General features: G+C 69.4%; 2 protein-coding genes. Both read right to left on the bottom strand.

Features of this window, described 5'->3' with window-relative positions:
* Positions 1-193: 193 nt before the first annotated feature.
* On the bottom strand, positions 194-20029 hold the full coding sequence (locus D7W81_RS06395; protein WP_120554430.1) for a non-ribosomal peptide synthase/polyketide synthase: 19836 nt from the start codon (positions 20027-20029) through the stop codon (positions 194-196).
* A gap of 479 nt (positions 20030-20508) precedes the next feature.
* On the bottom strand, positions 20509-25426 hold a 4918-nt coding region (locus D7W81_RS06390; RefSeq protein ID WP_147445363.1), incomplete at its 5' end, for a non-ribosomal peptide synthetase.

The raw sequence follows: 25426 nt of genomic DNA, 5'->3' as shown, positions 1-25426 counted from the left end.
GGCCCCATCATAGGTAGGGGCTCCGACTTCGGAGCGCCCGCTCGACCCAGGCGGCAGGCCACGGGCGTTGCTGGGGCCTCCGGAGAACTGGGGCCGCCACCAACAAATCCGGCGGAATGCACCGTGCCGAGCGCCTTGCACGCTCGGGTTGAATCCCCGCGCCTGGAAAGGTCAGGCGCGGGGCGGACGGGGTTCAACTTCCCTTGGGCGCTGGAGCTTCGCGGCTCGCCGTCCGGGCGAGGAGCCCACGCAGTTGTTCCACGACGGACTCGAGGTGTGGGTCCTGTAGCAGCGCATGGTGGCTGCCGGGGACGTCGTGCACTTCCAGTCCGCCGCGGATAAGGGGCGCCCACCCACGGTGGCGCGGGAGCCCGGTCGTGGCCTCACTGGCGCTCAGGATCAGGGCGGTGCCGTCGTACGGCTGGGGCACGTACTTCTCCTGGGCGAAGAGATTGGCCTGGAAGACGCGGAAGAGGGCGCGCAGCTGGGCAGGGCCTGAGTGCGCGTCGAGGATGCGCGCCCGGAGGCCTTGCTGGAGCAGGTGGTCGAGCATCGCGCCGTCATCGCCCTGCGCCAGTGCTTCGGGGGAGACGGAGAGCTCCTGGCCGAAGGCCGTCGCGGTGGTCTGGGCGAAGGCGATCCTCACCCGGGCTTCGGAAGAGAATCGAGCGGCCATCTCGGAGGGCTGAGTGAGGCCGGGCACGTGGGCGTCGATGAGGGCGAGGACGTCCACCGCTTCTCCGGCTTCGCGCAGCTGTTGGGCCATCTCATAGGCAATGACGCCACCCAGGGACCAGCCTCCCAGCTGGTAGGGACCGTGCGGCTGCACCGTGCGGATGGCTTCGATGTAGAGGCCCGCCATCTCCTCGATGGACTCAGCGACAGGACGTCCGTCGAGGCCGCGCGACTGGAGGCCGTAGACGGGCAGCGAGGGGCCCAGACGGCGCGCCAGCTCCGAGTAGGCGAGTACGTTGCCGCCGCCCGGGTGGACGAGGAAGAGAGGCCGCTGGCCGGGCTCTCCGCGCTCCAGCGGGACGAGGGGCGTCCAGCTCTGGGAGTCATCACGGAGGATTTGGGCAAGCTGCTCGATGGTGGGCTGCTGGAAGAGGGCGGAAAGGGGAATGGACTGGCCCAGGCGCTCACGGACAGCGGCGATCATGCGTACCGCGAGGAGGGAGTGGCCGCCCAACTCGAAGAAGCTGGAGCGGACGCCGACGGAGCGGACGCCGAGGACGTCCTCCCAGATGCGGGCGAGCTGCATTTCGAGCGCGTCACGGGGAGCGACGAAGTCCTTGGCCTCGATGGCGTGGGCATCGGGCTCGGGAAGGGCCTTGCGGTCCACCTTGCCGTTGGCGTTGAGAGGCAGGGCGTCGAGGACGACGATCGCCGAGGGCACCATGTACTCAGGAAGCCCCTGACGCAGATGCGCCTTGAGGGCTTCCACCTCCAGCGAGGCCTCGGCCTTGGGCGTGACGTATGCGACCAGCCGCTTGTCAGCGGCCTCGCCCTTGGCGACGACAACAGCGTCCTTGAGGCCTGGAGCGCGACGGAGCGCCGCTTCGATTTCACCCAGCTCGATGCGGAAGCCGCGCACCTTCACCTGGAAGTCGATGCGGCCGAGGTACTCCAGCCGCCCGTCCATGCGGTACCGCACGCGGTCGCCTGTGCGGTACATGCGGCCACCCGGGGGCCCGTAGGGTTCCGGGAGGAAGCGCTCCGCGGTGAGTTCCGGACGGAGGAGGTAGCCGCGCGCCTGGCCTTCACCCGCGAGGTACAGCTCGCCTGCGACACCAACGGGTACCGGCTGCAACGAGGCGTCCAGCACGTAGGCGCGCGTCGCGGGCAGCGGGCGGCCGATGAGGGGCACTTCGTCACGGCCGACGAGGGCGGCGGTGGAGTAGGTGGTGTCCTCGGAAGGCCCGTAGAGGTTGTAGAGCTTCTGCACCGTGGGGACGGCGTAGACCTGCTTCGCCAGCGTCTCCGGCAGGGCTTCGCCCGCGAGGTTGATGACACGCACGCCCGGCGGCACCGCATTCAGGCGCAGCAACTGCGCCATGGCGGAGGGCACCGTGTTGACGAGGGTGACGTGGGAGGCGGTGGGCAGCTCCGCGAGGTGCAGAGCGTTTCTTGCCACGACCACCGCGCCGCCGCTGCTCAACGGAGCGAAGAGTTCGAAGACGGAGAGGTCGAAGTTGAGGCTCGTCGCGGCGAGCGTGCCCTTCAACTCCTCCGGGGAGAACGTCGCCAGCGCCCAGTGGAGGAAGGCCACGGCATTGCCATGGGAGATGGCGACGCCCTTGGGACGGCCCGTACTTCCGGAAGTGTAAATGAGGTAGGCGAGGTGGCCCGGGAGGATGTCCACGCCCGGCGCCGTGGTGGGCTGCTTCGCCAACTCCACGTCTGAGTCGAGGCACACCGGCGTTGCGGACGTTTCAGGCAGGGCCTTCAAGAGATGCGAATGCGCCACGAGGGCGGGACCCTGCGCGTCCTCTAGCAGCCAGCCCAGACGCTCACGCGGATAGCTGGGATCCAGCGGTACGTAGGCGCCACCGGCCTTGAGGATGCCGAGAGCGCCGATGACGAGGTCCTCCGTACGCTCGACGCAGAGGCCGACGCGGACTTCGGGCCCGACTCCGAGGCCGCGCAGACGGTGGGCGAGCTGGTTCGCCTTCGCATCCAGCTCCCGATACGTCAGCTGCCGCTCGGGCGTGATGACGGCGAGTGCATCCGGCGTGCGGCGCACCTGGGCTTCCACCATCGCGGGGATGCTGGACTCACGAATCGCCAGGGCTGCTTCCGGATTCCACTCGACGAGGAGTTGCTGACGCTCGGAGCCAGTGAGCAGCGGCAGGTCGCCCAGCTTCGTGTCTGGCTTCGTGGCGATGGCCTCCACCAGCACACCGAAGTGCCCGGCCATGCGCTGGATGGTCTCCGCGTCGAAGAGGTCCGTCGCGTACTCCAGCGTGCCGACAAGTCCCGCCTGGACCTCCTGAAGAGCCAGCGAAAGGTCGAACTTGGCGAAGTGTGCTTCCAGCGGGAGGGCCTGGAAGGACAATCCGGGCAGACGCAGCGCCTCGGTGGGCGTGTTCTGCAGGACGAACATCGCCTGGAAGAGCGGGCTGCGACTGAGGTCCCGCGTGGGCTGCACGGCTTCGACGAGCTTCTCGAAGGGCAGGTGCTGGTGCTCGTACGCCGCGAAGGTCGTGCCTCGCACCTGCGCCAGCAGCTCCCGGAACGTCGAGCGCGGGTTCAGCCGGGCGCGCAGGACCAGGGTGTTGACGAAGAAGCCGATGAGACCTTCGGTCTCCGCCTGGGTGCGGCCCGCGATGGGCGAACCCACACTGATGTCGTCCTGCGCGGAGTAGCGAGACAGCAGCACCTGCCAGGCCGCGAGCAGCACCATGAACGGCGTGGCGCCTTCACGCTGGGCCAGGGACTTGAGGGCCTCCGCGATGGGGGTGGAAATCCGCACGTCCACCGTGGCGCCCCGGTGCGACTGCACGGGCGGACGCGGGCGGTCCGTGGGCAGCTCCAGCGCGGCGGGCGCTCCAGAGAGCTGCTGCTTCCAATAATGGATCTGCGCATCCAGGGCCTCACCCTGGAGCCAGTCGCGCTGCCACGTCGCGAAGTCGGCGTACTGCACGGGCAGCGGCGTGAGGGTGGGCTCCTTGCCATCCTGGAACGCGGCGTAGAGCGAGACGAGCTCCCGGACGAGGACGCCCATGGACCAGCCGTCGGAGACGATGTGGTGCATCGTCACCAGCAACAGGTGCGAGTCGTCGGCAAGCCGCACCAGCGAGCTGCGCAGGAGCGGACCCCTGGCGAGGTCGAACGGCCGTCTCGCTTCGTCGCCGGCCCGCTTCCGGGCCTCTTCCTCTCGCTGCTTCGTGGGCAGGGTGGACAGGTCGATGATCGGCAGTGTCCAGGCCACTGACGCCTGGATCCGCTGCGTGGGCTGGCCCTGATGCTCGTGGAAGGTGGTGCGCAGGGCCTCGTGGCGTTGGACGAGCGCCTCGAAGGCGCGGCGCAGTGCCTCCGCGTCCAGGCGTCCTGTGAGCTGGAGCGCCACTGGGAGATTGTAGGACGCATCCTCCGGCTGGAGCTGATCCAGCAGCCACAGCCGCTGCTGGGCAAAGGACAACGGCAGCGGGCCGTCATGCTCGATGCGCGTGAGCTTCGGAGCATGGGTGCCTGTGCTCCCGTGCAGCCGTACGGCCAGGGCTTCCACGGTGGAGGACTCGAAGAGGGCGCGCAGGGGCAACTCCACGCCGAACTCCGAGCGCACGCGTGAAACCACCTGCGTGGCCAGCAATGAGTGCCCGCCCAGTTCGAAGAAGGAGTCCTTCACGCCCACCTGGGGCAGACGCAGGACCTCCGCCCAGATGGACGCCAGCTTCGCCTCGGCTTCCGTGCGAGGTGCTTCGTAGGTGTTGCCCGACTGCGGTGCCTCCGGCTCCGGGAGTGCCTTGCGGTCCACCTTGCCGTTGGAGTTGAGGGGCAAGGCATCCAGCACCACGAAGGTGGTGGGCACCATGTACTCGGGGAGCCCCTGACGCAGATGCGCCTTGAGGGCTTCCACCTCCAGCGAGGCTTCGGCCTTGGGGGTAACGTACGCGACGAGGCGCTTGTCGGCGGCCTCGCCCTTGGCGACGACGACAGCGTCCTTGAGGCCTGGAGCGCGACGGAGCGCCGCTTCGATTTCGCCCAGCTCGATGCGGAAGCCACGCACCTTCACCTGGAAGTCGATGCGGCCGAGGTACTCCAGCCGTCCGTCCATGCGGTACCGGACGCGGTCTCCCGTGCGGTACATGCGGCCACCCGGGGGTCCGTAGGGTTCCGGGAGGAAGCGCTCCGCGGTGAGCTCCGGACGCAGGAGGTAGCCGCGCGCCTGACCTTCACCCGCGAGGTACAGCTCGCCTGCGACGCCTACGGGCACCGGCTGCAACGAGGCATCCAGCACGTAGGCGCGCGTCGCGGGCAGCGGGCGGCCAATGAGGGGCACTTCGTCACGGCCGACGAGGGAGGCGGTGGAGTAGGTGGTGTCTTCGGAGGGCCCGTAGAGGTTGTAGAGCTTCTGCACCGTGGGGACGGCGTAGACCTGCTTCGCCAAAGTCTCCGGCAGGGCTTCACCGGCGAGGTTGATGACACGCACGCCCGGCGGCACCGCATTCAGGCGCAGCAGTTGCGCCATGGCGGAGGGCACCGTGTTGACGAGTGTGACGTGGGAGGCGGTGGGCAGCTCCGCGAGGTGCAGAGCGTTTCTTGCCACCACCACCGCGCCGCCACTGGAGAGCGGTGCGAAGAGTTCGAAGACGGAGAGGTCGAAGTTGAGGCTCGTCGCGGCGAGCGTGCCCTTCAACTCCTCCGGAGCGAACGTTGCCAGCGCCCAGTGGAGGAAGGAAACCGCGTTGCCATGGGAGATGGCGACGCCCTTGGGACGGCCGGTGCTGCCGGACGTGTAGATGAGGTAGGCGACGTGGCCCGGGAGGATGTCCACAGCCGGCGCCGTGGTGGGCTGCTTCGCCAGCTCCGCATCCGAGTCGAGGCACACCGGTGTGGCGGTGGTCTCCGGCAGCGCGGAGAGCAGGTGCGAGTGGGCGACGAGGGCAGGGCCCTGGGCGTCCTCCAGCAGCCAGCCCAGCCGCTCACGCGGGTAGCTGGGATCCAACGGCACGTAGGCGCCACCGGCCTTGAGGATGCCGAGCGCACCGATGACGAGGTCCTCGGTCCGCTCGACGCACAGTCCGACGCGGACTTCGGGCCCGACTCCGAGGCCGCGCAGACGGTGAGCAAGCTGGTTCGCCTTCGCATCCAGCTCCCGATACGTCAGCTGCCGCTCGGGCGTGATGACCGCGAGCGCATCCGGCGTGCGGCGCACCTGGGCTTCCACCATCGCGACGACGCTCGGCTCGTGCGGTGCGTGCGAGGCAGGAGGATTCCACTCGACGAGGAGTTGCTGGCGCTCGGACGCGGCGAGCAGGGGCAAGTCACCCAGGCGCGAGTCAGGCGCCTTCGCGATGGCCTCCAGCAGCACGCCGAAGTGCCCGGCCATGCGCTGGATGGTCTCCGCATCGAAGAGGTCCGTCGCGTACTCCAGCGTGCCCGTCATGCCCATCGAGGACTCCCGCAGGCCCAGGGAGAGATCGAACTTCGCGAAGTGGGTTTCCAGCGGGAGCGTCCGCAGGGACAGCCCCGGCAGTCGCAGCACCTCCGCCGGCATGTTCTGCAGGACGAACATGGCCTGGAACAACGGATTGCGGCTCAGGTCTCGCGTGGGTTGAACGGCTTCGACGAGCTTCTCGAAGGGCAGATGCTGGTGCTCGTACGCCGCGAGCGTCGTGCTTCGCACCTGGGCCAGCAGTTGCCGGAACGTCGCGCGAGGATCCACCTGGGCGCGCAGGACCAGGGTGTTGACGAAGAAGCCGATGAGGCCTTCGGTCTCTGCTTGCGTCCGGCCGGCGATCGGTGACCCCACGCTGATGTCATCCTGCGCGGAGTAGCGCGACAGGAGCACCTGCCAGGCCGCGAGCAGCACCATGAACGGCGTGGCGCCTTCCCGCTGGGCCAGGGACTTGAGGGACTCCACGAGGTGCGTGGGAATCCGCACGCCCACCGTGGCGCCCCGATGCGACTGCACGGGCGGACGAGGGCGGTCCGTGGGCAGTTCCAGCGCCGCCGGAGCACCGGCCAGCCGCTGCTTCCAATATTGGATCTGCGCGTCCAGGGCCTCGCCCTGGAGCCAGTCGCGCTGCCACGTCGCGAAGTCCGCGTACTGCACCGGCAGCGGCGCGAGGGCCGGGGTCCTGCCCGCGCTCAAGGCCTCATAGAAGGCCGCCATTTCGCGAACGAGGACGCCCATGGACCAGCCGTCGGAGACGACGTGGTGCAGGGTCACCAGCAGCAGGTGATCCTCCGCTCCCATGCGCACCAGCAGTCCGCGCAGCAGCGGTCCCGTGGCGAGCTGGAACGGACGGCGGGCCGCCTCGGCCACGATGCGCTGGGCTTCCTCCTCGCGCTGTTCCTGGGGCACCGGGACCAGGTCGACGATGGGCAGTTCCCACACCGCCGGCGCATGGATTCGCTGCGACGGCGCCTCATGGGACGCGGCGAGCGTGGTTCGCAGGGACTCGTGACGGGCGATCAGCGCTTCGAAGGCGCCTCGCAGGGCCTCGACGTCCACGCGGCCTGTCAGGCGCAGCGCCGTGGGGATGTTGTACGACGCATCACCGGGCTGCAGTTGATCCAGCAGCCAGAGGCGCTGCTGGGCGAAGGAGAGAGGAATGGCTCCTTCGCGAGACGTGGGCCGCAGCGGCGGAGCGCGGAGCACGGAGGACGACGCTCCCTCGAGCTTTGGCGCGAGGGCTTCGACGGTGGGCGCCGCGAACAGGACTCGCAGCGGCAGCTCGGTGCCGAACGCGGCTCGCACGCGCGAGACGAGCTGGGTGGCCAGCAGGGAGTGGCCACCCAACGCGAAGAAGTCGTCTTGGATGCCGACCCGCTCCACGCGGAGGACTTCCGCGAAGAGGGCCGCGAGCTTCTCCTCGGTGGCGGTGCGCGGCGCGACGAAGACGGCCGCGCGCGGTGCATCTCCCGCATCGGGCAGGGCCTTGCGGTCCACCTTGCCGTTGGCGTTGAGGGGCAGGGCGTCCAGGACGAGGAGCGCGGCGGGCACCATGTACTCGGGCAGGTGCTGCCGCAGGTGGGCCCGCAGTCCCTCCACGTCCAGCGTGCGTCCTTCGTGCGCGGTGACGTAGCCGATGAGGCGCTTGTCCGCGTCCGCGCCCCGGGCCACGACGACGGCCTCGTTGACGCCGGCGGCGGAGCGCAGCGCGGCTTCGATTTCACCCAGCTCGATGCGGAAGCCGCGCACCTTCACCTGGAAGTCGACGCGGCCCAGGAAGTCGAGCGTGCCATCGGGCAGCCAGCGGGCCTTGTCGCCCGTGCGGTAGAGGCGCTCTCCCGGCGTGGTGGCAAAGGGATGGGGGACGAAGCGCTCCGCGGTCAATTCAGGGCGGTGCAGGTAGCCCCAGGCGAGGCCCGGACCGCCGACGTACACCTCACCCGCGACGCCCACGGGTACCGGGCGCAGGTGCGCGTCGAACACGTAGGCCGTGGCGTTCTGGATGGGACGGCCGATGGACACGGGGCCCTCCACACGCGTGTCGCGGTGCAGTGGCAGCGTGGTGGAGAAGGTCGTGTTCTCCGTCGGGCCATAGGCATGCACCAGCGTCGCGCCTTCCGGGAGGCGGATGAGGTGGTCCCGCAGGCGCGACCAGGGCATCACATCTCCGCCCGTGAGGACCTGGCGCACCTCCGCCAGGACTTCACCCTGGTGCAGGGCCATCTGCTCGAAGAGGGCGGTCGTCAGCCACAGCGTCGTCACCCGGTGGCGGCGCACCTGCTCCGCCAGTTCCTCCAGTGACAAGGCGTGGGGCGGAGCAAGGACGAGCTTCGCGCCGTGCAGCAGCGCGCCCCAGATTTCGAGCGTGGACGCATCGAAGGCAACAGGCGCGATCTGCAGCCACACCTCGTCAGGCCCGAAGCGCATGAAGGTGCTGCCCAGGGCCAGGCGCGTGATGCCCCGGTGGGGCACGCTGACGCCCTTGGGACGCCCCGTGGAGCCTGACGTGAACATGACGTAGGCGAGAGACTCGCCCTCCACGCGGACGTCGGGCGCATGCGTGGACAGCGCAGCCAGGGCGTCCTGCTGTTCATCCAACCAGACGCGGGTGCCGGAAGCGGGCAGCTTCGAGGCGAAGGGCTGATGCGTGAGCACCACGCCGACGTCGGCGTCCTCCAGCAGCGTCGCGATGCGCTCCATGGGCGCATTGCGGTCCACGGGGACGAAGGCCGCGCCCGCCTTGAGGATGGCAATCAGCGCCGTCACCATCTCGAAGGAACGCTCGACGGCGAGGCCGACGCGCGCGCCAGGGACGATGCCCAGGGCGCGCAGGTGGTGGGCGAGCTGGTTGGCTCGGGCTTCGAGCTGTCCGTAGGTCAGCGTCGCGTCCCCCAGCACCAGGGCCACGGCGTGCGGCGTGCGCTGGGCCTGCTGGAAGAAGTGGACGTGGACGGGGACGTCCATGGGGCTTGCCACGCGGGTGTCATTCCACTCCACGAGGATGCGCTGACGCTCGTTACTGGAGAGGAGGGACAGCTCGGACAGGACCTGTTCAGGCTTCGCGGCCACGGCCTCCAGCAGCGTGCGCAGGTGGCCGGAGATCCGCTCCACGGTGCTTCGCTCGAAGAGGGCAGTGCTGTACTCCAGCCAGCCGGTGAACCCTTGCGGCGAGTCCTGCAGCGTCAGGGTGAGGTCGAACTTGGCGGACCGCGCGCCGGATGCCACCTGCTGGAAGGTGAGGCCGGGGACTCGCAGGTCCTCGGTGGGCGCGTTCTGCAGGGCGAACATCACCTGGAAGAGCGGGCTGCGGCTGGTGTCCCGAACGGGCTGGAGGACCTCCACCAGCTTCTCGAAGGGCAGGTGCTGGTGCTCGTAGGCCCCGAGCGTCGTCCCTCGCACCTGTGAGAGCAGTTCGCGGAAGGTCGCCTTGGGCTCGACGTGGGCCCGTAGGACGAGCGTGTTGACGAAGAAGCCGATGAGCCCTTCGGTCTCCGCCTGGGTCCGGCCCGCGATGGGCGTGCCCACGCTGACGTCGTCCTGCGCGGCATAGCGCGCCAGGAGGAGCTGGAATCCCGCGAGCAGCACCATGAAGGGCGTGGCGCCCTCGCGCTGGGCCAGCGCCTTGAGCGTCTGGGAGAGCTCGGGCGGCAGCTGGATGGAGAGGGCTGCTCCCGCGTGGGATTGGACGGACGGCCGCGGATGATCCGTCAGCAGCTCCAAGGCAGCGGGCGCTCCCGCGAGCTGTTGCTTCCAGTAACCGAGCTGCGCGTCCAGCGTCTCGCCCTGCAGCCATTGGCGCTGCCATGTCGCGAAGTCCGCGTACTGCAGGGGGAGCGGGTTGAGTGCTGGCGCGACGCCCTGGGTGAAGGCCGCGTAGAACGTCACGAGCTCGCGCACGAGGACGCCCATGGACCAGCCGTCGGAGACGATGTGGTGCATCGTCACCAGCAACAGGTGGTCTTCCGCACCCAGCCGGACGAGCGCCGTGCGCAGGAGCGGTCCGCGCTCCAGCTGGAACGGCTGACGGGCATCCTCCGCGACGTGACGCTGCGCCTCGGCCTCGCGCTGCGCCTGCGGCAGGCTGGACACGTCGATGAGCGGCAGGGTCCATGCACCGGGCGCGTGGATGTGCTGGGTGGCCTGGCCCTGATGCTCATGGAAGGTGGTGCGCAGGGATTCGTGGCGGGCGACCAGCGCTTCGAACGCGCGGCGCAGCGCTTCCACGTCCACCTGTCCCGTCAGGCGCAGCGCCGTGGGGATGTTGTACGACGCGTCACCCGGGGTGAGCTGATCCAGGAACCAGAGGCGCTGCTGCGCGAACGACAGCGGCAGGGCCCCTTCGTGCGAGGAGGGGTGAAGCGGCGGCAGGCGATGGCCTGCGCGCTGGGCATCGTCGAGCTTCGTCGCGAGCAGCTCCACCGTGGGCGCTTCGAAGAACACCCGGAGCGGCAGCTCTACGCCGAAGGTGGATCGCACGCGTGAGACGAGCTGGGTGGCCAGCAGCGAGTGGCCGCCCAGCGCGAAGAAGTCGTCCCGGGCGCCAACGCGCTCCACTCGCAGCACTTCCGAGAAGAGAGCGGCAAGCTGCTCCTCGGTGCCGGTCCGTGGCGCGATGAAATCCAACGAACGCGCGAGGTTCCCCGGGTCGGGCAGGGCCTTGCGGTCCACCTTGCCGTTGGCGTTGAGGGGCAGGGCGTCGAGGACGAGGAGCGCCGAGGGGACCATGTACTCAGGCAGCTGCTGCCGGAGATGGGCCTTGAGTGACTCGGAGTCCAGTGAGTGGCCTTCGCGCGCGGTGACATAGCCGACGAGGCGCTTGTCGGCGGCCTCGCCCTTGGCGACGACGACAGCGTCCTTGAGGCCTGGAGCGCGACGGAGTGCCGCTTCGATTTCGCCCAGCTCGATGCGGAAGCCACGCACCTTCACCTGGAAGTCGATGCGGCCGAGGTATTCCAGCCGCCCGTCCATGCGGTACCGGACGCGGTCGCCCGTGCGATACATGCGGCCACCCGGGGGCCCGTAGGGTTCCGGGAGGAAGCGTTCCGCGGTGAGTTCCGGGCGCAGGAGGTAGCCGCGAGCCTGGCCCTCTCCGGCGAGGTACAGCTCACCCGCGACGCCAACGGGCACCGGCTGCAACGAGGCATCCAGCACATAGGCGCGCGTCGCGGACAGCGGACGGCCGATGAGCGGCACTTCGTCACGGCCGACGAGGGAGGCGGTGGAGTAGGTGGTGTCCTCGGAAGGCCCGTAGAGGTTGTAGAGCTTCTGCACCGTGGGGACTGCGTAGACCTGCTTCGCCAATGTCTCCGGCAGGGCTTCACCCGCGAGATTGATGACACGTACGCCCGGCGGCACCGCATTCAGGCGCAGCAACTGCGCCATGGCGGAAGGCACTGTGTTGACGAGGGTGACGTGGGAGGCAGTAGGCAGCTCGGCCAGATGCAAGGCGTTGCGTGCCACCACCACCGCGCCGCCACTGGAGAGCGGTGCGAAGAGTTCGAAGACGGAGAGGTCGAAGTTGAGGCTCGTCGCGGCGAGCGTGCCCTTCAACTCCTCCGGAGAGAACGTCGCGAGGGCCCAGTGGAGGAAGGAGACGGCGTTGCCATGGGAGATGGCGACGCCCTTGGGACGGCCCGTGCTACCGGACGTGTAGATGAGGTAGGCGAGGTGGCCCGGGTGGATGTCCACGCCCGGCGCCGTGGTGGGCTGCTTCGCCAGGTCCGCATCCGAGTCGAGGCAGATAGGCGTGGCGGTGGTCTCCGGCAGCGCGGGGAGCAGGTGCGAGTGGGCGACAAGGGCGGGGCCCTGGGCGTCCTCCAGCAACCAGCCCAAGCGCTCACGCGGATAGCTGGGATCCAACGGCACGTAGGCGCCACCGGCCTTGAGGATGCCGAGCGCACCGATGACGAGGTCCTCGGTACGCTCGACGCAAAGGCCGACGCGGACTTCGGGCCCGACACCCAAGCCGCGCAGACGGTGGGCCAGTTGGTTCGCTTTGGCATCCAGCTCCCGATACGTCAGCTGCCGCTCGGGCGTGATGACAGCCACGGCATCCGGCGTGCGGCGCACCTGTGCTTCCACCATCGCGACGATGCTCGGCTCGCGCGGTGCGTGCGAGGCAGGAGGATTCCACTCGACGAGGAGTTGCTGGCGCTCGGACGCAGTGAGCAGGGGCAAGTCACCCAGGCGCGAGTCAGGCGTCTTCGCGATGGCCTCCAGCAACACGCCGAAGTGCCCGGCCATGCGCTGGATGGTCTCCGCGTCGAAGAGGTCCGTCGCGTACTCCAACGTGCCGGACATCCCTTCCTGGAACTCTTGCAGGGAGAGCGTGAGATCGAACTTGGCGAAGTGGGCCTCCAGGGGCAGTGGCCGCAGGGAGAGTCCTTGAAGCTGGAGCGTCTCGGTGGGCGTGTTCTGCAGGGCGAACATCACCTGGAAGAGCGGGCTGCGGCTTGAGTCACGCACGGGCTGGAGGGCTTCCACCAGCTTCTCGAACGGCACGTGCTGGTGCTCGTAGGCCGTGAGCGTCGTGCCGCGCACCTGGGCCAACAACTGGCGGAACGTTGCCCGTGGATCCACCCGGGACCGCAGGACCAGCGTGTTGACGAAGAAGCCGATGAGGCCTTCGGTCTCCGCCTGGGTCCGGCCCGCGATGGGCGTTCCCACACTGACGTCGTCCTGCGCGGCATGGCGCGACAACAGCACCTGGAAGGCCGCGAGCAGCACCATGAACGGTGTGGCGCCCTCGCGTCCCGCCAGCGTCTTGAGGGCGTGGGCGACCTCCGGCGGGATGCGCACGTCCACCTTGGCGCCCCGGTGCGATTGCACGGGCGGACGCGGCCGGTCGGCCGGCAACTCCAGCGCGGCGGGCGCTCCCAAGAGCTGCTGCTTCCAGTGCCCGAGGTGCGACTCCAACGTCTCGCCCTGGAGCCACTGGCGCTGCCAGGCCGCGAAGTCCGCGTACTGCATGGGCAGTGGCGCGAGCGATGGGCTCCGCCCCGCGCTGAAAGCCTCGTAGAAGGCCACCAGCTCACGGACGAGGACGCCCATGGACCAGCCGTCAGAGACAATGTGGTGCATCGTCACCAGCAACAGGTGGTCTTCCGCACCCAGCCTCACGAGCGCGGTGCGCAGGAGCGGTCCTTCCTCCAACCGGAACGGCTGACGGGCGTCCTCGGTGATCAGGCGCCGTGCTTCGGCTTCGCGCCCCGCTTCTGGGAGGGTGGATAGGTCATGCAGGGGCAAGGTCCACGCACCCGTTGGATGGATGGACTGGACGGCCTGACCCGGGTGCTCGCGGAAGGTGGTGCGCAGGGCCTCGTGGCGCTGGACGAGCGACTCGAAGGACCGGCGCAGGGACTCCACGTCCACCCGGCCCTTCAAGCCCAGCGCGCTGGAGATGTTGTACGACGCGTCCCCCGGCGTGAGCTGATCCAGGAACCAGAGCCGCTGCTGCGCGAAGGACAACGGCGCCGTGGTGGCGCGCACCCGGGGGATGCTTGGCGGCGCCTGCGCCGCGGAGGTCTGGGCGGAGTCGATGCGCCGGGCAAGCCCGGCCACGGTCGGTGCTTCGAACAGCGCACGCACGGGCAGCTCGCGCCGGAAGGTGGCGCGCACCCGGGACATGAGCTGGGTGGCCAGCAGTGAGTGGCCCCCGAGGGAGAAGAAGTCGTCATGGATGCCCACGCGCTCCACGCGCAGCACCTGCGTGAAGAGGGCCGCGAGCTGTTCCTCGGTGACGGTTCCCGGCGCGACGTAGCTGGAGGCGAGCGCGGTGCCTTGCGGCGCCGGCAGGGCCTTCCGGTCCACCTTGCCGTTGGCATTGAGGGGGAGGGCCTCCAGCACGAGGAAGGCGGAGGGCACCATGTACTCGGGCAGCCGCTCCTTGAGGAACGCGCGCAGGACGGAGGTGTCCAGCTCCTGGCCCGAGGTGGGCACGACGTAGGCGACCAGGCGCTTGTCACCAGGAGCGTCCTCGCGAGCGAGGACGACGGCTTCATGCACGGAAGCATGAGCGAGGAGGGAGGCTTCGATTTCGCCCAGCTCGATGCGGAAGCCGCGCACCTTCACCTGGAAGTCGAGCCGCTGGAGGTAGTCCAACTGGCCGTCGGCACGCCAGCGCACGACGTCACCCGTGCGGTAGAGGCGGGCACCTGGAGTGGTGGAGAAGGGGTGGGGGACGAAGCGCTCGGCACTCAGCGCAGGCTGGCCGAGGTAGCCCCATGCGAGGCCTTCACTGGCGAGGAAGAGCTCGCCGGGGACGCCAATGGGCACGGGCTGAAGGTGGGCGTCGAGGACGTAGGTGCGGGTGTTGGCGATGGGGCGGCCAATGGGGGGCCGCGTGCCGTCGTCGCGTGCGGAGGCCGCGACGGGAGTGAAGGTGGCGACGACGGTGCTCTCGGTGGGCCCGTAGTGGTTGAAGAGGGTTGCGGGCACGGAGGGCGGTGGGCCGTGGTGCAGGGCGTCTCCCCCCGTCAGCAGGGCACGCAGGGCCATGGGGCGAGGCCACTCCTCGCGCAACACGGCCTCGGCCAGCGGCGTCGGCATGAAGCAGGTGGTGATGGCTTCGCGGGCCATCCACCGCAGCAGCTGGGAGGGCTCCGCACGCACGGCGTCCGGCGGAACGACGAGGCTGGCGCCGGAAGCAAGCGACGGCCACACCTCCCAGGTGGAAGCGTCGAAGGCGACGCCCGCGGTGAGGGCGGTGGAGTCCTGGGGGGTCAGCGAGTAGGTGCGCTGGTGCCAGGAGACGAGGTTCATCAACGCGCGGTGGTGGACGGCAACGCCCTTGGGACGGCCGGTGCTTCCGGAAGTGTAGATGACGTAGGCCAAATCCTCCGGGCCCACGGGGGGCACTGGCAGCGGCTGCCGCGTTACCTCCTCCTCTGCTTCCAGTGCGAGGACGCGAGCGGAGAGCGAAGGCAAAGAGGAACGGAGGTGCTGCTGAGTGAGGAGGACGGAAGCACGGCTGTCCTCCAGCATGAAGGCGAGGCGCTCAGGCGGAACACCCGGTGCGATGGGGACGTAGGCCGCACCCCCCTTGAGGACGGCCAGCAGGCCCGCCACCAACTCAGGAGAGCGCTCTGCGAGGACGGCGACGCGGTCGCCTCGGGAGACACCCGCCGCATGCAGTTGGGCGGCAAGCGCGTGGGCCCAGGCGTCGAGGCCTGAGTACGAAACGCTGCGCTCCCCCATGCGCACGGCAACGGCGTCCGGAGCACGTCGGGCCTGCTCGGCGACGACGTGGTGGATGCAGGTGTCGCGGGGGAAGGCGACGTCCGTCTCATTCCACTCGAGGAGAAGCTGCTGCCGCTCCGCGACGCTCAACATCTCCAGGGCGGAGACGCGTGCATCCGGCTGGGCGGTGAGGGAGGCGAGGAGGACGCCGAAGTGGCCCATGAGACGCTGGACGGACGCCGCGTCGAAGAGGTCGGTGCTGTACTCGAGGAAGCCGGTGAGGCCCTGGGGTACCTCGAAGAGGGTGAGGGCCAAATCGAAGCGGGAGGAGTTGCCCTCCAGGGGGATGGGCTGGAAGGCCATGCCTGGCACGCGCAGCGCCTCGGCGGGGGCATTCTGCAGGACGAGCATCACCTGGAAGAGGGGGCTGCGGCTCAAGTCGCGCGAGGGCTGGAGGACTTCCACCAGCTTCTCGAAGGGCACGTGCTGATGCTCATAGGCGGCGAGCGTGGTGGCCTTCACCTGGGAGAGCAGCTGGCGGAACGTTGCTTGAGGCTGGACCTGCGTGCGCAGGACGAGCGTATTGACGAAGAAGCCGATAAGGCTTTCGGCTTCAGCGTGGGTGCGGCCGGCGATGGGAGAGCCGACGCTGATGTCGTCCTGGCCGGAGTAGCGCGAGAGAAGCAGCTGGAAGGCGGAGAGCAGCAGCATGAAGGGCGTGGCGCCTTCACGCTGAGCCAGGCTTCGCAGGGAGTCCGTCAGCTCCGAGGGGAAGTGCACGGGCACCGTTGCGCCACGCCGGGACTGCACGGGCGGGCGCGGCCGGTCCGTGGGCAGCTCCAGCGCGGAAGGCGCACCGGCCAGCTGCCGCTTCCAGTAACCCAGCTGTGCGTCCAGCGTCTCGCCCTGCAGCCACTGGCGCTGCCAGAGCGCGAAGTCCGCGTACTGCACCGGCAACGGCGGGAGCGAGGGGGCGCGGCCGCCACTGAAAGCTTCGTAGAGGCTCGCCAGCTCGCGGACGAGGACGCCCATGGACCAGCCGTCGGAAACGATGTGGTGCATCGTCACCAGGAGGACGTGAGCGTCCTCGGAGAGCTTGAGGAGGGCGGTGCGCAGCAGCGGACCGTGGACGAGGTCGAAGGGCTGCCGCGCTTCCCGGGTGGCAAGCCGCAGCGTCTCGTCGTCTTGAGAAGACCCGTCCAGGGAAGACAGATCCTGCACTGGGAGTGCCCACCCGGCCGGAGCATGGATGCGCTGGAAGGGCTGGCCCTCCTCTTCGAAGAAGGTGGTGCGCAGCGCCTCATGACGCGCCACGAGTGCCTCGAAAGCGCGGCGCAGGGCCTCCACATCCAGGCGGCCCAAGAGGCGCAGCGTGACGGGGAGGTTGTAGGAGGCGTCGTCCGGCGCCAGCTGGTCCAGGAACCAGAGGCGCTGCTGGGCGAAGGAGAGCGGCAGGGGGCCTTCGGTGCGCGTACGCGTCAGCGGCGGCAGGCGCGTGCCGGTGGAGGCCCGTTGCAACCTCTCGGCGAGTGCCCCGATGGTGGGCGCCTCGAAGAGCGCGCGGAGGGGCAGTTCCACGTTGAGCGCACCGCGCAAGCGGGCCACCAACTGGGTGGCGAGCAGTGAGTGACCGCCCAGTTCGAAGAAGTTGTCCGTGCGGCCCACGGTGGGGATGCGCAGCACTTCAGCCCAGAGGGCCGCGAGCTGCTCCTCCAGCGGTGTCGCCGGGGCTTCGTAGGCGTGCGAGGCACGAAGCAGGCCCGCATCAGGAACGGGCAGAGCCTTGCGGTCCACCTTGCCGTTGGACGTCAGCGGCAGCGTCTCCAGTGCCACGAAGGCCGCAGGCACCATGTACTCAGGCAGGTGCTGCTTGAGGTGGGCGCGGAGCGCGGTGACGTCAAGCGCTTCGCCCACGACGTAGGCGACCAAGCGCTTGTCACCCGGGGAATCCTCGCGGGCGAGGACGACGGCATCCTTCACGGCGGGGGCGGCACGCAGGGCGTTCTCGACTTCGCCCAGCTCGATGCGGAAGCCACGCACCTTCACCTGGGCGTCGATGCGGCCGACGAAGTCCAGCTGTCCGTCCGCGCGCCAGCGCACCACGTCACCCGTGCGGTAGAGGCGAGCCCCTTCCTCACCGGAGAAGGCATCCGGGATGAATCGCTCCGCGGTGAGGCCCGTCCGTCCGGCGTATCCACGCGCGACGCCCACGCCACCGATGTGCAGCTCACCGTGCACGCCCACCGGCACCGGCTGACCTTGCGGGTCCAGCACGTAGACGTGCACGTTCGCCAGCGGCTTGCCGATGGACGGCACGCTCCCGTCCGGGACCACCTCGCCGAACGTGGCGATGACGGTGGCCTCGGTGGGACCGTAGGTGTTGAGCAAGCGCCGCCCCGGCGCCCAACGCGCGACGACATCCGCGGGCAGGGCCTCACCGCCGGAAATGACGGTGCGCACCTTGGGCAGCCCCTCGGAGGACGTGGCCGCGAGTGCCGCGGGGGTGAGGCTGATGACACTCAATTCCTGCTCACGCAGCAGCACGGGCAGCGGTGCGCCCGGCATCAGCTTCTCCAGCGGCGCGAGCACCAGCGCCGCGCCGTTGCAGAGCGTCGTGAAGATTTCCTCCACGGACAGGTCGAAGCTGAGGCTGGCGAACTGCAGCACGCGGCTGCCAGGGCCGATGCCGTAGGCCACCGCTTCGTGGGTGACGAGGTTGGCGACACTGCGGTGCTCCACTGCCGTGCCCTTCGGCGTGCCCGTGCTGCCCGAGGTGTAGAGCAGGTACGCCATGTTCGCGGGCATCACGCCCGTCACGGGCGCATCCGTCGGCTCGTCCGCCAGCGACTCCCGTTCGGTGTCCAAGCAGAGGGCGCGCGCATGCAGCGCCTCCGGAAAGCGGTCCACCAGCGGCTGCTGGGTAACGAGCACCTGGGCGGCGCTGTCCTCCAACATGAAGGCCAGGCGCTCCCGGGGCAGGAGCGGATCCACGGGCACCCAGGCGCCACCGGCCTTCAGGATGCCGAGGAGCCCGATGACGACATCGAGAGAGCGCTCGACACTGAGTGCGACGCGGACCTCCGGCCCGACACCGCGACGGCGAAGGGCATGGGCGAGCTGATTGGCGCGCGCATCCAGCTGCGCGTACGTCAGCTGCGTTCCTTCAAACACGGCAGCCAGTGCTTCCGGCGCACGGCGCACCTGGGCCTCGAACAGCGCGTGCATGCACGCTTCGGGGAACGGGGCCTTCGTGGCGTTCCACTCCACCAGCACCTGCTGGCGTTCATCTCCCGCGAGCAACTGCAGTGACGACACGCGAGTGTCAGGCTTCGAGGCGGCCTCGTGCAGGAGCACGCGGAGGTGCTCGGCCATGCGAGCGGCGGTGGAAGGGGAGAAGAGGTCGGTGGTGTATTCGAGGTAGCCCTTGAGGCCCGCGTCCGTCTCGAGCACCTGGAGGGTGAGGTCGAACTTGGCGGAGAAGGTGTCGAGCTCCAGGGCTTCGAGCTTCACGCCCTCGACGGTAGCGGCGCCGCGGAAGGAGGCCTGGTAGGTGAGCATCACCTGGAAGAAGGGAGTGCGCCCCGGGATGCGCTCGGGCTTCAACTCCTCCACGAGCCGCTCGATGGGCAGCTCCTGGTGCTCCTGGGCACCCAGCACCGTCTCCCGCACCTGACGCAGCAGCGTGCGGAAGGAGGCGTCGGGCGTCACCCGCGTGCGAAGCACCTGGGCGTTGACGAAGAGGCCGATGAGGCCCTCCACCTCGCCGCGCGTACGGCCCGCCATGGGGGAGCCGACGGTGACGTCCTCCTGGCCGGAGTAGCGGGCCATCAGCATCTGCCAGCCCGTCAGGAGCGCCATGTAGAGGGAGGCGCCTTCCTGCTGCGCCAGGGCCTTGAGCGCGTCCGTCAACTCGCGAGGCAGCAGGACGTCATGCCGGGCGCCGCGGCCGTCACGGGTGGCGGGGCGGGGGAAGTCGGTGGGCAGCTCCAGCGCGGAGGGCACTCCGGCCAGCTGCTGCTTCCAGTACCCGAGCTGCTTCTCCAGGCGGGGGCCCTGCAACCACTCACGCTGCCAGACGCCGAAGTCCGCGTACTGCACGCCCAAGGGCGGCAGGGGGGCGGCCTGGCCTCGTGCGAGCGCCCCGTAGAGCAGCGCGACTTCGCGCACCAGCAGCGTCATGGACCAGCCGTCGGAGACGATGTGGTGCACCACCACGACGAGCAGGTGCTCCGCCGGGCCGGACGTCAGCAGCAGCGCCCGCAGCAGCGGCCCCGTCGCGAGGTTGAAGGGCTGGGCCGCCGCTTCGCGCGCCAGGCGCCACGCTTCCTCGGGCGGCGAGCCCGTGAGGTCCTTGCGCTCCAGGGTGAGCAGCGGCTCCGGTGCCACCACCTGCACGGGGCCCGAGGCGTCCTCGCGGAAGGTGGTGCGAAGGACTTCGTGACGGCGCACCACCTCGCGCAGCGCGCGCTCCAGCACGGCCACGTCCAGCGCGCCCTCCAGGCGCACCGCCATGGGCACGTTGAAGAGGGAGGTGCCGGGTTGCAGCTGATCAATGAACCAGAGGCGCTGCTGGGCGAAGGACAGGGGCAGCGGGCGCGAGCGGTCCTGTACGGGGATGAGGCCCTGAGCGGAGTTGCCGGCGGCGGCCTTCTGCGCGGCCATCTTCTTGAGCAGCTCGGCGCGCTTCTCCGGTGAGAGGTTGGCGATCCGCTTCGACAGCTCGTTGCTCATCTCATGTACTCCGCACTCAGGGACGTCATGGCGTGCGAGCACCACTGGGGGCGGTGGCGCTCGCGAGAACTCGGGCTTGTTGCTGGTGCCGGATTGACACCCTGCATCGCCTCCCGGGGAGAAGCGCGAGGGTGGGTCAAATTCATGTAGGTGAGATTATTCTGCCTACGGAGGCCCTGTCATGGGGACGACTGGACACCCACTCGAATGAATCCAGGCATTTGGGGATTATTCTCGTTCCTTGAGCCTTGAGACGGAAGGACGTCAGATGTCCTCCACGGTAAGACCTGCTCCCAGCGTCTCCTCCCCCCGTCGGGGAGGGGGCGGGCTCCAGGCTCCGCGCCTCAAGAAGGCCGCGATCCACTGTCGAGGCGGGAGGGCTCACGCCTTGAAACATGTATCGAGGGCGGCGCCGCGCGAAACGGACCCACCGTCGCGATGAACCACGACGGTGGGTCTCCTGTTTCACTCCACCCGGGTCAGCTTGCCGTGGTCTGTCGGGGCGCGATGCCCGACGCCCGCGAAAGCGCATCGCGCAGTTGCTCGGCGACAGCCTCGACGTGCGGATCCTGCATCAACGCGTGGTGGCTTCCGGGCACGGTGTGCACTTCCAGGCCACCGCGGATCAGGGGCTCCCAGCCGCGGTGACGCGGAAGCTCCGTGGGGGCTTCACTGGCGCTCAGGAGCAGGGCTGTGCCGTCGTAGGGCCGGGGCACGTACTTCTCCTGGGCGAAGAGGTTGGCTCGGAAGACGTGGAAGAGGGCGCGCAGCTGGGCAGGGCCCGACTGCGCATCAAGGATGCGCGCCCGGAGGCCTTGCTGGAGCAGGTGGTCCAGCATGGCGTCGTCGCCTTGTGCCAGGACGTCGTCCGAGATGGAGAGTTCCTGCCCGAAAGCCGTCGCGGTGGCGTGGGCGAAGGAGATCCTCGCGCGAGCCTCGGCGTTGAGGTGCGCGACGACCTGTGAGGGCCTCGTCAGGCCCGGCACCTGGCTGTCGATGAAGGCAAGCACGTCCACCCCTTCACCCGCTTCGCGCAGCCGCTGGGCCATCTCATAGGCGATGAGCCCGCCCAGGGACCAGCCTCCCAACTGGTAGGGGCCGTGCGGTTGCACCGTGCGGATGGCTTCGATGTAGAGGCCCGCCATCTCCTCGATGGATTCCGCGACAGGGCGTCCGTCGAGGCCGCGCGACTGGAGGCCGTAGACGGGCAGCGAGGGGCCCAGACGGCGCGCCAGCTCCGAGTAGGCGAGCACGTTGCCGCCGCCCGGGTGGACGAGGAAGAGAGGCCGCTGGCCGGGCTCTCCACGCTCCAGCGGGACGAGGGGCGTCCAGGCCTGGGAGTCATCGCGGAGGATTTGGGCAAGCTGCTCGATGGTGGGCTGCTGGAAGAGGACTGAGAGGGGAATGGACTGGCCCAGGCGCTCACGCACGGCGGCGACCATGCGTACCGCGAGGAGGGAGTGGCCGCCCAACTCGAAGAAGCTGGAGCGGACGCCGACGGAGCGGACGCCGAGGACGTCCTCCCAGATGCGGGCGAGCTGCATCTCGAGCGCGTCACGGGGAGCGACGAAGTCCTTGGCCTCGATGGCGTGGGCATCGGGTTCAGGCAGGGCCTTGCGGTCCACCTTGCCGTTGGCGTTGAGGGGCAGGGCGTCCAGCACCACGAAGGCCGACGGCACCATGTACTCGGGCAGCCGCTGCTTGAGGCTGGCCTTGAGGGTGTCCGCATTCAGCGAGTGGCCCGCGCGTGCGGTGACGTAGCCGATGAGGCGCTTGTCCACGCCCGTGCCACGCGCCACGACGACCGCTTCGTTGACGCCGGCGGCGGAGCGCAGCGCGACTTCGATTTCACCCAGCTCGATGCGGAAGCCACGCACCTTCACCTGGAGGTCGACACGGCCGAGGAAGTCGAGCGTGCCGTCTTCCCGCCAGCGGGCCTTGTCGCCCGTGCGGTAGAGGCGCTCGCCGGGAGTGGAGGCGAAGGGGTGGGGGACGAAGCGCTCCGCGGTCAGCTCGGGGCGGTGCAGGTAGCCCCAGGCGAGGCCGAGGCCACCGACGTACACCTCACCGGCGATGCCCACGGGCACGGGGTGCTGGTGCGCGTCGAGCACGTAGACGGTGGAGTTGGAGGGAGGCCGGCCAATGGGCACCGCGCCCTCGACGCGCGAGCCGTGGTGCATGGCGAAGGTGGTGGCGAGGGTGGTGTTCTCCGTGGGGCCGTAGGCGTTGTGGAAGCTGGCGCCTTCGGGAATGCGAGCGAGGTGCTCGCGCACGCGGTCGGCGGGAAGCACGTCGCCACCGGAGAGAATCTGCCGCACGCCTGCGAGCGCTTCGCCCTGGTGCAGGGCCATCTGCTCGAAGAGGGCAGTGGTGAGGAAGAGCGTCGTCACGCCGTGGAGGCGCAGCAGGGCGGCCAACTCCTCCAGGGAGAGGGAGTGGGGCGGAGCGAGGACGAGCTTCGAGCCATTGAGCAGCGCGCCCCAGATTTCGAGGGTGGAGGCGTCGAAGGCGACCGGGGCGACATGGAGCCAGACTTCTTCAGGCCCGAAGTGCATGAAGGTGCTGCCGAGCACCATCCGGATGATGCCCCGGTGAGGCACGCAGACGCCCTTGGGACGGCCCGTGGAGCCCGAGGTGAACATGACGTAGGCCATCGCCTCGCCGTCCACGCGGACGTCGGGCGCATGGGTGGGACACGCGGCGATGTCACCGGCCTGTGCGTCCAGCCAGACGCGGGTGCCGCTGGCGGGCAGCAGCGAGGCGAAGGGCTGGTGGGTGACGACGAAGTGGACGTCCGCGTCCTCCAGCAGGGAGGCGATGCGCTCCACCGGGGCATTGCGGTCCACGGGGACGTAGGTGGCGCCCACCTTGAGGATGGCGAGCAGGGCCGTCACCAGCTCGAAGGAGCGCTCGACGGCGAGGCCAATGCGCGCACCCGGGGCGATGCCGAGGTTGCGCAGGTGGTGGGCCAACTGGTTCGCGCGCGCGTCCAGTTGCGCGTACGTCAGTGCCGCGTTTCCCAGCACCAAGGCCACCGCGTCGGGCGCACGCTGCGCCTGCCGGGCGAAGTGGACGTGGACGGGGACGTCCGTGGGACTGGCGACGGCCGTGTCATTCCAGTCCACGAGGATGCGTTGACGCTCGTCGCTGGAGAGCAACGGCAGTGCTGCCAGAGACTCTTCGGGCTTCGCGGCCACGGCCTCGAGCAGCGTGCGCAGGTGGCCGGCCATCCGCTCCACCGTGCTTCGCTGGAAGAGGGCGGTGCTGTACTCCAGCGTGCCGCGCAGGCCGTCAGTCCCTTCCGTGAAGAAGACGCTGACGTCGAACTTGGCTGTCGACTGGGTGGACGTCAGCCCTCGCATGCGAAGGCCCGGCAGGCGCACGTCCTCGGTGGGAACGTTCTGGAGCGCCAGCAGCGTCTGGAAGAGGGGCGTGTGGCTGAGGCTCCGCGTGGGCTGCAAGGCCTCCACCAGCTTCTCGAAGGGCACCTCCTGGTGCTCGTAGGCCTCCAGCACGGTGGTGCGCACCTGCTGGAGAAGCGCACGGAAGGACTGGCCTTCCTCCACCTTCGCTCGCAGGACGAGCATGTTGACGAAGAAGCCGATGAGGCCTTCCGTCTCCGCGCGCGTACGGCCCGCGATGGGCGAGCCCACGCTGATGTCCTGCTGCCCCGTGTAACGCGACAGCAAGCCCTGCCAGGCCGCCATCAGCACCATGAAGAGCGAGCCGCCTTCCCGGTGGGCCAAGCCGCGCAGGGCTTCCGTTACTTCTCGCGACAGCGAGAAGCCGAGGGTTGCGCCCGCGGTGCTCCGGATGGCCGGACGGGGGAAGTCGGTGGGCAACTCCAGCACGGCCGGTGCGCCGGAGAGCTTCGCCTCCCAGTAGGTGACTTCCTGCCGCAGCGTCTCACCCGAAAGCGTGCGGCGCTGCCAGTCCGCGTAGTCCGCGTACTGCACGGGAAGGGCGGGCAGGGGCGACGGCTGGCCTGCGGAGAAGGTCGTGTAGAGGGCGGCGACTTCCCGCACCAGCACCCCCAGCGACCAGCCGTCGGAGACGATGTGGTGCAGGGTGACGACGAGGACGTGCTCGTCGCCAGACAGCTTGAAGAGCAGCGTGCGGATAAGGGGCCCGGTGCGCAAGTCGAAGGGCCTGCGCATCTCCGCTTCCACACGGGCCCGTGTCTCGGACTCGCGGTGGGCTTCGGGTACGTCCGAGAGGTCCACGAGGCCCAGCGGCAGGGGGCTGTCCGCGTGGATGCGCTGGACGGGCTCTCCTTCTACCTGGACGAAGGTGGTGCGCAGGGCGTCGTGGCGGTGCACGACTTCCTGCAGGGCGCGCTCCAGCACGTCGGGACGCAGGGCACCTTCCAGCCGGACGGCGACGGGCACGTTGTAGAGGGCGCTGCCCGGCTCCAGTTGGTCAATGAGCCACAGTCGCTGCTGCGCGAAGGAGAGCGGCAGCGGGCCGTCATGCGCGACGCGGGTGAGGGCCGAAGCGCTGGCGCGGGTGAGGCCCGTCAGGCGGTGGGCGAGCGCCTCCACGGTGGGGGACTCGAAGAGGGCGCGCAGGGGCAACTCCACGCCGAACTCCGAGCGCACGCGTGAAACCACCTGCGTGGCCAGCAGCGAGTGGCCGCCCAGCTCGAAGAAGGAGTCCTTCACGCCCACCTGGGGCAGACGCAGCACCTCCGCCCAGATGGCCGCCAGCTTCGCCTCGGCTTCCGTGCGAGGTGCTTCGTAGGTGCTGCCCGACTGCGGCGCCTCCGGCTCCGGGAGGGCCTTGCGGTCCACCTTGCCGTTGGAGTTGAGGGGCAGGGCGTCCAACACCACGAAGGTGGTGGGCACCATGTACTCAGGGAGCCCCTGACGCAGATGCGTCCTGAGGGCTTCCACTTCCAGCGAGGCATTCGCCTTGGGCGTGACGTACGCGACGAGGCGCTTGTCAGCGGCCTCGCCCTTGGCGACGACAACGGCGTCCTTGAGGCCCGGAGCGCGGCGGAGCGCCGCTTCGATTTCACCCAGCTCGATGCGGAAGCCACGCACCTTCACCTGGAAGTCGATGCGGCCGAGATACTCCAGCCGTCCGTCCATGCGGTACCGGACGCGGTCACCCGTGCGGTACATGCGACCGCCCGGGGGACCGTACGGCTCAGGGAGGAAGCGCTCCGCGGTGAGTTCCGGCCGCAGGAGGTAGCCGCGCGCCTGGCCTTCGCCGGCGAGGTACAGCTCGCCGGCGACGCCCACAGGGACCGGCTGCAACGAAGCGTCCAGCACGTAGGCGCGCGTCGCGGGCAGCGGGCGGCCGATGAGAGGCACTTCGTCACGGCCGACGAGGGCGGCGGTGGAGTAGGTGGTGTCCTCGGAGGGCCCGTAGAGGTTGTAGAGCTTCTGCACCGTG

The sequence above is a fragment of the Corallococcus aberystwythensis genome (genome assembly GCF_003612165.1).
GTDB classification, from domain to species: domain Bacteria; phylum Myxococcota; class Myxococcia; order Myxococcales; family Myxococcaceae; genus Corallococcus; species Corallococcus aberystwythensis.
This window is presented reverse-complemented; position numbering and strand designations above follow the sequence as displayed.

Coding starts and splice junctions, on each gene's coding strand:
- D7W81_RS06395 (WP_120554430.1), bottom strand. CDS start 20,029: ATGAGCAACGAGCTGTCGAAGCGGATCGCCAACCTCTCACCGGAGAAG.